Here is a 9,354-nt window from a genome sequence, read left to right as displayed (position 1 = left end):
CTAAAGCTTCTGCAAATGGGTTGTTGAAAGTTTCTTCATTTTTATTTTGATTTTTTAGATATTTTTGTATATCTTTTTTAGATCCCTTGCTTTTTTCTTCTGCTTTTCTTTTATTGAATGCAGATAATTTTTCTCTATATCCACAAGCACATGCAAATATTTTATTTTCACCTTCGCCTCTAAGTTCTAGTTTTTTATGACAGTTTGGACATCTAGAATTTGTTATTTGTGATACTGTTTTTCTTGTGTTACATTCTCTATCTTCACAAACAAGCATTTTTCCTTTTTTACCATTAACTTCAAGCATAAATTTACCACAGTTAGGACACTTATTTTTAGTTAAATTGTCATGTTTAAACTTGCTATCACTTCTATTTATTTCTTTTACTATTTCTTTAGTGTATGATTTTATATCTTCTATAAAAGCATCTTTGTTTGCTTTTCCATTTGATATATCAGTAAGTTTTTTCTCCCACTCTGCTGTTAGTGATGGAGTTTTTAGTTTTTCTGGTGCCAAGTCTAGTAACTGTCTTCCTTTAGAAGTTATATGTAACTCTTTGTTGTTTTTCTTTTCCACTGAGAAAGAATTAAATAATTTTTCTATTATATCTGCTCTTGTGGCAACTGTTCCCAAATTATTTTTCTCCATTTCTGTTAGTAGGGTTGCTTCGTTTAAATATGGTGGTGGATTAGTTTTTCCAGTTTTAACTTTTACTTCTTCTATTTTTAATACATCATTTACTAATATCTCTGGAATAGTGTTTAATTTTTCATCTTCATCATCGCCATAAGCTTCTGTAAATCCAAGGTTAACTACTTTATTTCCTTTTACTCTAAAGTTTTCACCTTCGCATGTTCCAGTTATTGTTGTTTCCACATATTCAAAAGGAGGGCAAAGTACACTTAAGAATCTTTTTACTACTAAGTCATAGATTTTTCTTTCTTTGTCACTTAAATCACCAAGGAATACTCTTTCTTCTGTTGGTATGATTGCGTGGTGATCACTTACCTTTGAATTATCTACAAATGATTTGTTTCCTTTTATATTAGTTTTTAATAATTTAGTGCAAACCTTTGAATAATCACTTACATTAACAGCTTTTACTCTATCTTTTAAAGTTTCTACTATATCAGTAGTTAAATATCTAGAATCAGTTCTTGGATATGTAAGAACTTTGTGATGTTCATAAAGTTTTTGCATAATAGAAAGTGTTTCCTTTGCTGAGAAACCAAATATTTTATTTGCATCTCTTTGTAATTCTGTTAAGTCATAAAGAGGTTTAGAGTATCTTTTCTTATCCACTTTTTTAACATCAGTTATTTTTATTTCTTTATTATTTAATTTCTTTGCTGTATTTTCTACTTTTTCTTCATTGAAAGAAGTTGTATTATTGTTTTTGTCTACCCAATTCATTTTAAAATTAGAACTTCCTTTTTTAGTAGAAATCTCTATAGAGTAGTATTCCTTAGGTACAAATTTTCTTATTTCTTCTTCTCTTTTTAAAATCATACCTAAAGTTGGTGTTTGGACTCTACCACAAGAAAGTTGTGCGTTGTATTTTGTTGTAAGTGCACGAGTTCCGTTTATTCCCACAAACCAGTCAGCCTCTGCTCTTGCTATGGCAGAATGATATAAATTATTGTACTGTCTACCATCTCTTAATTTTTCAAAACCTTCTTTTATTGCTTTATCTGTACTTGATGAAATCCAAAGACGTTTAATAGGTTTTTTCACGTGAGCTTTTTCTAGTATCCATCTGGCAACAAGCTCTCCCTCTCTTCCTGCATCTGTTGCTATTACAATTTCTCTCACATCTTCTCTATTTAATTGTGCTTTTACTGTGTTAAATTGCTTAGATGTTTTCTTGATAACTACAGTTTTTAATTTGGGTGGAAGTATTGGTAAGTCTTCCATTTTCCACGACTTGTATTTTTCACCGTAACTCTCTGGATCTGCCAGTGTTACTAAGTGACCTAGTGCCCAAGTTACTATATATTTACTTCCTTCTATATATCCATTTTTATCTTTATTACAATTTAATACTCTAGCTATGTCCCTTCCAACTGAAGGCTTTTCTGCTAATACTAATATTTTTTTCATTTTAATCCTTCCTTATTTTAAATACTTTTTAAAATAATTTATTTCATTATTATGTCATTTTATGACTTTTATGATAATAATTTTACCATATATTCAGCCTGCTTCATAGGTATGTGCTAAACTATTATTATATTATAAATTAGGGAGTGATATTGTGATAAAAGATTTAGTAAAAAGAAGCAGAAGTTATAGAGTCTTTGATGAAAATTATAAATTAGATAGAAAAGATTTAGTAGAACTAATAGATTTGACTAGATTTTGTCCTTGTGGCAAAAATGGTCAGTATTTAAGATTTATTCCTATATATAAAGAGGAAGTTTTAAAACAAATATATCCTTATCTTGCATGGGCTGCTTATCTGAAAGATTGGAGTGGACCAGTAGAAGGTGAAAGACCTACTGGTATTATTTTAGTAGTTTCCAAAGAAGGAAGTTTAACTGATCCTATTTTAGCTTGTGATATGGGAATAGCAAGCCAAGCCATAATGCTGGGTGCTGTAGAAAAAAATCTTGGTGGTTGTATGATTAGAGCTTTAAATAGGAAAAAAATTGCTGAAGTATTAAATTTATCTGATGATTATATAATACATATAGCTCTTGCAATTGGAAAACCTGCTCAAGAAGTTATTGTGGAAGATATTCATGAGGGTGATGATGTGAAGTATTGGATGGATGATGATAAAACACATCATGTACCTAAAATTGTTCTACATGAGTTGATAGTTGAATAAAGTATTTTTTTAGATATTTTACCCTATGAAAAAGCCACGCCTTAGCAATTTTCGAGGTTGTAAATTAATTTGTGCTTTAGAGTAATTTCGCTCCTCTATCGCAATTTGATTTACTTATAATATTTGTAATACTTTGTTAAATATTCATAATTTGGATATTTAATTGTAAAGTGGTAGAACTAAATCTAGTGAAGTTTAAGGAATTTTTTTAACCCTTATACTTCAACAAAATCTGAATATAGATTTTTAAAATTTATATTCTACCATCAAAGAATATAGATAGTTGGTTATAAATACTATCCCAATTTCTATATCTCATAGTCCACTTTTTCATTATATTTTGACTTGCTAAATAAAGCATTTTTAGCAATGATATATCTGATGGGAAAGTGGATTTTGTTTTTGTTACTTTTCTAAATTGTCTATTAACACCTTCAATTATATTTGTAGTATACATAATCGTTGTTATCTCTTGTGGAAAACTAAAGAATAGTGAGATAACATCCCAATTGTCTCTCCAAATTCTTATTGCTGTAGGGTACTTTTTCCCCCATTTTTGCTCAACGACATCTAAAGCCGCTAAGGCTTCTGACTCATTTACAGCCTTATAAACATATTTAAAATCATTCATAAGTTCCTTAGAATCCTTGTAGGATACATATTTGAATGTATTTCTTATTTGATGAATTATATAACTGACTCCGGATAGCTAGCGCTTATAGCTTATTTAAAACCTGGTAAACCATCAACACTAAAAATTAGAACATCTTTTACACCCCTATTCTTTAGATCCGTTATGACACTATACCAAAACTTTGATGTTTCATTTTCACCTATCCATATGCCTAAAATATCTTTAAATCCATCTTTATTAACACCTAAAATCACATATGCGACTTTATTTTTAATTTTTGACTCATCTCTTACTTTGTAGTGTATAGCATCCATAAATACAAATGGATATACTGTATCAAGAGGTCTATTTTTCCACATTTTTTCATGTTCAATTACACGGTCAGTTATATGGCTTACATGTTCTGCAGAAATTTCAATACCGTATAAATCCTTTATTTGATCATGTATATCCCTAGTGGACATTCCTCGTGCATAAAGCGAAATAATTTTTTCTTCTAATCCAGAAATATCTCTTGTATGCTTTGGAATTACTTGAGGCTCAAAGTTTCCATCTCTATCTCTTTGAATATCTAGTTCTATATCTCCAAATTGTGATTTGACAGTTTTTTACTACTTCCATTTCGTATGTTATCAGTATTTTTATTTTGGCTATCGCCTTTTTCATAACCAAGTTCAAGTGCAAGTTCTTGTTCTAACATTTCTTGAATTACATCTTTAAACATATCTTTTAGATAATTTTGAATATCAACTGGATTACTAAGTGATCCATCTGCAATAATTTATTTTATTAATTCTTTCTTTAATGTACTCATAAAAAATACCCTTTCCGGCATTGACTTTATATTTTTATCATTGCCATAAAGGAGTATTTATTTCATCATAAGCACAAATTATTTTACATTACCGCATTTTCAATTCTAAGGCATGGTTTTTTAACTAGTGTTTTTGTGTATATTACTTATATTTACTTGAAATAACTTCTAAATATGAATCTATTATATTTTCATTCTTATCAACTACTTCTACTAAATTCATTTCTAAAGTATTTCCTATATCTACAGACTCAAAAACTTTCTTATTATGTAATATATATAATTGTTCATGGTAAATAACCTCCACTCTATATGAGGTGGACTCTATGCTTACCCCTACACTTGGTACTTTAGGTCCTGAGCCTGGAGAATAATACTTATTTTTAACAACTACTCTTACTCTGGTTTTTCGTATGGATTTTGTTTTTAATTTCTTCACAATATATTTATATACTTCTTTCAATCCTATTATAATAGATACGATTACTCCAATTACTACAACTATAACCCATAAGTACTCAATAATTATATTCATTTAAATTCTCCCCATATAGTCACTAATTTCCGTTTAATACATTAATTTTATCACTTATTTATATTTTTTCTTATGCTTTTACCTTCATGCTGCATTTTGTAAGCTGTTTAAATTTCCATATTATTACATTTATACTCTTTTTCTTTTAGATATGTACTTCTTAATTGTCATTTTATACTCTATATACTCTATTATGTACATTCCACTTAAACTTACAAATACAAATATTATTAATAAACCCATTGGCAGAGGGAGTAGTTTTGAGTTTTCTAAATTTATAACTTGATCTTCTCTCTCATTTACTATAATTTTATTAAATTTCAACTTATATCTTGTATTATCTTTTTTTGCTGTTGGATAAATATCTTCTGCAATACTTTCTAGAAAAGTCATACCTTCATATGGATTAGAGTATTCAAATTCTTCTACATCCTCTTCTTTACGTTGAATTTTATCTTTTAATGTAAATTTATCTTTATCTATTACATATAAATAGTAATTTTCATATTCACTGTCTGTACTTAACATAAATATATTTTCTTTATCATTTAAATAAGCATTAATAAACTCTTCATTTTTGCCTATCCATACAGTATTTAAAAAGTCTCCATTTTTATCATATACTTCTACACTACCATTAAAGGCTTTTTCAATATAAAATTTATCATCGTCAACTAAAAATTGCGTTACAAAATAGTTAGGTCGTTGAGTTTTGTTTATGGTAAATTCTTTTGGAATTTTATAACTTCCCATTCCTAGATTAATTATTATGGCAATTATACTAAATGATATAATACCAATAAATAATATCCTTAATAAATCACCTATATTAAACTTATAATCCTCTTCATATAAAGTATCTTCTATTTCATCTAAATCTTTATCTCCATATTCATATCCATTTAAGTATAATTCTTCTATTAATGAAAATTCTTCCTTTCCTATTAGCATTTCTCTTCTTTTTTCCTTATTAAAATAAACTGACAATATAATTCCTACAAAGCCAAGTATAGTGCATAACCTTTGCTGATTATAATTTCCAATCATTTTTAAATATGTAAAGATACTAATTAAAATCAATATTACTCCTATTAAATGTAATATTTTTCTTTTAGTTTTGCTTAATTTATATTTATCACAACAAACATAATCAGCTTTTGAATTACCTAATATTTTAATTTTATTAATCAACATTTCTTTTACATAATCGTAATGATGAAAAAATCTCACACATATATCTGACAGTAACCAAAATGGAAATAAAGTAAAAATACTAAGTTCTAATCCAATAATCATCACTAAAGTTATAAATACCATAAACAAAGCCACAATCTTTTTAAAAAATGGAACTGTAAATTTTCCTTCTATATATAACTTATCTTCTTTCTCAATAATTTTCCCCTTAAAACAAGTCATTGAAATATTTACTTTTTTATCGTTACTACAAAAACTCAAAAATATTTCATCATCATTTATATTACCTAGAAAAGTTTCATATTTTCCTTTATTTAATTTTTTTAATGTGTACTCCTCCACATCTTTTTCCCAATTATGTAAGAACTCATTAAGATTGCAATTAAGATTAATCTTTATTTTATTCATCATGCCTCCATATATCTTTCTTTTATAAAAATTTGCTTCCCTCATATGATCCGCTATATATTTTAATTGTATTAATATAAGTAAGAGCTGTAAACAAATCATTTACAGCTCTTACTTATTTCAATATATTTTATTCAATTGGTACTACTATTCACATTCTTATTTTATAACTTCAAAATAAGTTGTATTTTCCGGTACTCCTGTTACAGATGCATCATATCCCTCATCTAATAAATCAATCTTCATCATATCGTCCTTAGAAATTTCGAAATCAAAAATATCTAGATTTTCTTTTATTCTGCACTCATTTGCTGACTTTGGTATTGGAATTATACCCCTTTGAGTATGCCATCTTAATACTATTTGTGCTATGGATTTTTTATATTTTTGCGATAAACTCATCATAAGCTCATTTTCAAATATTTTTCCTCTCATTATTGGACTCCATGCAATTAATTGAATTTCATTTTTATCACAGTATTCAACTAGCTCTTTTTTTTGATTTGTAGGATGCATTTCCACTTGATTTACCATCGGCTTTATTTTTGCATTTTTTATTAATTCTTCCAAATGACCTTGTTTAAAGTTACAAACTCCTATAGCTTTTACTTTCCCACTTTCATAAAGTTCTTCAAAAGCCTTCCATGTTTCATTATTCAACTTGTTTGGCCAATGAACAAGATATAAGTCTATGTACTCCACTTGTAGACTTTCTAAAGATTTATTAAAAGCTTCCATTGTTTTTTCATATCCATGATCATCATTCCAAAGTTTAGTAACCAAGAATATATCTTCTCTATTAACTTTACTTTCTTTTATCCCATTACCTATGCCTACTTCATTTCCATAAAATGATGCTGTATCAATCTGTCTATATCCAGTTTCTAGAGCATACTTCACTATTTTTGCAGTTTCTTCATCACTACCTGATTTGTAAGTTCCAAAACCTATTGAAGGTATTTTTACCCCATTATTTAATACTTTAAAATTTTCACCCATCTTGATTAAGCCCCTCTCTCACACTCTATTAATTTTACTCCCTCTTTTTCTACTACTATTGCTTTTGTAGCTATATTATAAAATAAAGATGTATCAATTACACCAATTATTCCCTTTAAATCCTCGTCTAATTTGGCAATATTTTCTACATGCTCTAAATCAAATTTTACCTCCATTAATATATCATTTCTCATATTAACTTGGCCACCTAGTTGCTTTACTCTTTTTTCAACAAGAGATTTACTTTCTGGTACTATTTCTAAAACTACAGGATATTTAAATTTAAGTGTTTCAGAAACTTTACTTTCATCCACAAGTAAAATATAATCTTTTGCCATTGTAGCTACTATTTTTTCCTTAGTATGTATTCCTCCACAACTTTTTAAAGCATTTAAGTTATAGTCAACTTCATCACAGCCATCGAATGCAACCGATAATTCATTTACTGATGAAGTTTCAAGTACTTTTAGGTTGTTTTCTCTACAAAGTTTTTCTGTTTCACAAGATGGAGTAACAATTTTCACATCTAGTTTGCTTTCTTTTATATAAGAAACAAGATAAGAAATAGTACTTCCTCCACCTAAACCAATTATTGAATGATTTTTAATATATTTTAAAGCTTCTTTTGCACAAGTCTTTTTCAAAATTCTGTCCTCCCCCAAAAATTATACAATCCTTAAATTTTATCATTAGCTAATTTATTTTTCTAAATTTTATCATCAGCAATGGACTGTTCATGTCTACTAAGATTTTTGTACACATCTTCTTTTCCCACAGTTAAAAACAGATATAATATCTCTATTACAGTCATAGCCGAAATTCTAGAAAAATAATATTCCTCTAAAAATAATTTTTCCCTCGTTGCTGTCTTAATATGATGATTACAAATTTTTGCCAAAGCTGAATTATCACTATTAGTTATTGCTATGGTAGTTGCCCCTTGTTCCATTGCAGCCTTTGCCACATCGATCAACCTTCTTGATGCACCAGAATTCGAAATTATTATAACCACATCTTCATTTGATAAATTATAAGTATATGCTATTTGAGTTTCCCATATGGTATTTGCAATGGCTGTAATTCCTATCTGATTAAATTTATAACATCCATCTAAGGCTACAGGTATGGTATTTCCCACTGCTGCAAATTGCACACTTCTTCCTTTTTTTATTATATTTAAAATTTCTTTAAAATCGCCTTCATCTATCATGGAAACTGTCTGTTTTAATTCTTCAATTTTATTAAGTAAAATATTATTGAGAGAAAGGCTTATATTATCCTCACTAACATTTCCAGAAATAGAAATCTCATCTTTTTTTAAATCTACAACTTCCTTTGCTAGGGTTATTTTCAAATGATGAAACCCTTTTAGATTACACTTTTTACAGAATCTTGTCACAGTTGCCTCACTTGCTCCGGCAGACTCTGCTAACTCGGAAATAGTCATATCTATTAGTTTCTCTCTGTTATTTACTATATAGTCTGCTATTTTCTTTTCTGCATCAAAAAAGTTGTTATATTCAGCAAAAATAATATCAATAACAGATTTGTTTTTTTCCATATTCCTACCTCCTTGAAATATTTTCTTTATCATAATAATACTAATAAAAATTATTTTTGTAAACATATTTTCTATGAAAATAATTTTTATATACACCTTCACATTCATGTTTCCCAAAAGTGATTTTCACCTATAATAAAAGCCATTGATATCAAATCAACGGCTTTTTAGTAAAAATATTATTCACTTTCCACAAGTCTCCAAATTCCCATTTTGGGACTTATAAATAAATCTTTTCTATATTTAAGTACTTTGTCTGCTTCATAGCTTGATTGAACTAAACCTGAGTGTATAAGTACTTTAGCTATTTTACCTATTCTCATTTCTTCTTTTTCATTTAGCATTTCCACTATTTTATCTGCTATTACATCCATTTCT

The 9,354-nt window shown here is 28.0% G+C and carries 8 protein-coding genes and 1 pseudogene; 1 reads left to right on the top strand and 8 read right to left on the bottom strand.

Annotated features, from left to right (window positions below; all coding sequences use genetic code 11):
- A partial coding sequence (locus NSA58_RS11260; RefSeq protein ID WP_257560476.1) for a DNA topoisomerase III occupies positions 1-2,101 on the bottom strand: 2,101 nt, incomplete at its 3' end.
- 154 nt (positions 2,102-2,255) lie between these two features.
- On the opposite strand from NSA58_RS11260, the gene NSA58_RS11255 reads away from it, so the two are divergent.
- Positions 2,256-2,831 (top strand): nitroreductase family protein, encoded by a 576-nt coding sequence (locus NSA58_RS11255; RefSeq protein ID WP_039678618.1) that lies wholly within the window; start codon positions 2,256-2,258, stop codon positions 2,829-2,831.
- 253 nt (positions 2,832-3,084) lie between these two features.
- Here the strand turns inward: NSA58_RS11255 and NSA58_RS11250 are convergent.
- The 7 genes and pseudogenes from NSA58_RS11250 to NSA58_RS11220 all read right to left on the bottom strand — a co-directional run.
- Positions 3,085-4,246, bottom strand: a pseudogene (locus NSA58_RS11250) (IS256 family transposase).
- A 175-nt stretch (positions 4,247-4,421) separates the two neighbouring features.
- A complete protein-coding gene (locus NSA58_RS11245; RefSeq protein WP_039680721.1) occupies positions 4,422-4,814 on the bottom strand; it encodes a hypothetical protein in 393 nt (130 codons plus the stop codon).
- A gap of 129 nt (positions 4,815-4,943) precedes the next feature.
- Positions 4,944-6,416, bottom strand: coding sequence for a hypothetical protein (locus tag NSA58_RS11240; protein ID WP_074080135.1), 1,473 nt, complete (start codon positions 6,414-6,416; stop codon positions 4,944-4,946).
- Between the two features lie 159 nt (positions 6,417-6,575).
- Positions 6,576-7,415, bottom strand: a complete 840-nt coding sequence (locus NSA58_RS11235) for an aldo/keto reductase (RefSeq protein WP_039681072.1) — start codon at positions 7,413-7,415, stop codon at positions 6,576-6,578.
- A 5-nt stretch (positions 7,416-7,420) separates the two neighbouring features.
- The gene (gene rpiA, locus NSA58_RS11230) at positions 7,421-8,059 is read right to left on the bottom strand and encodes a ribose 5-phosphate isomerase A (protein ID WP_079764872.1); all 639 of its coding nucleotides are present in this window, start codon (positions 8,057-8,059) and stop codon (positions 7,421-7,423) included.
- Between the two features lie 62 nt (positions 8,060-8,121).
- Positions 8,122-8,976: a MurR/RpiR family transcriptional regulator gene (locus NSA58_RS11225; RefSeq protein WP_257560475.1), complete on the bottom strand. Its 855-nt coding sequence runs from the start codon at positions 8,974-8,976 to the stop codon at positions 8,122-8,124.
- A 179-nt stretch (positions 8,977-9,155) separates the two neighbouring features.
- Positions 9,156-9,354, bottom strand: a 199-nt coding sequence (locus tag NSA58_RS11220) for a hypothetical protein (protein ID WP_257560474.1), incomplete at its 5' end; no start/stop codon positions are given.

The sequence above is a fragment of the Terrisporobacter muris genome, assembly GCF_024621905.1.
GTDB classification, from domain to species: Bacteria; Bacillota; Clostridia; order Peptostreptococcales; family Peptostreptococcaceae; genus Terrisporobacter; species Terrisporobacter muris.
This window is presented reverse-complemented; position numbering and strand designations above follow the sequence as displayed.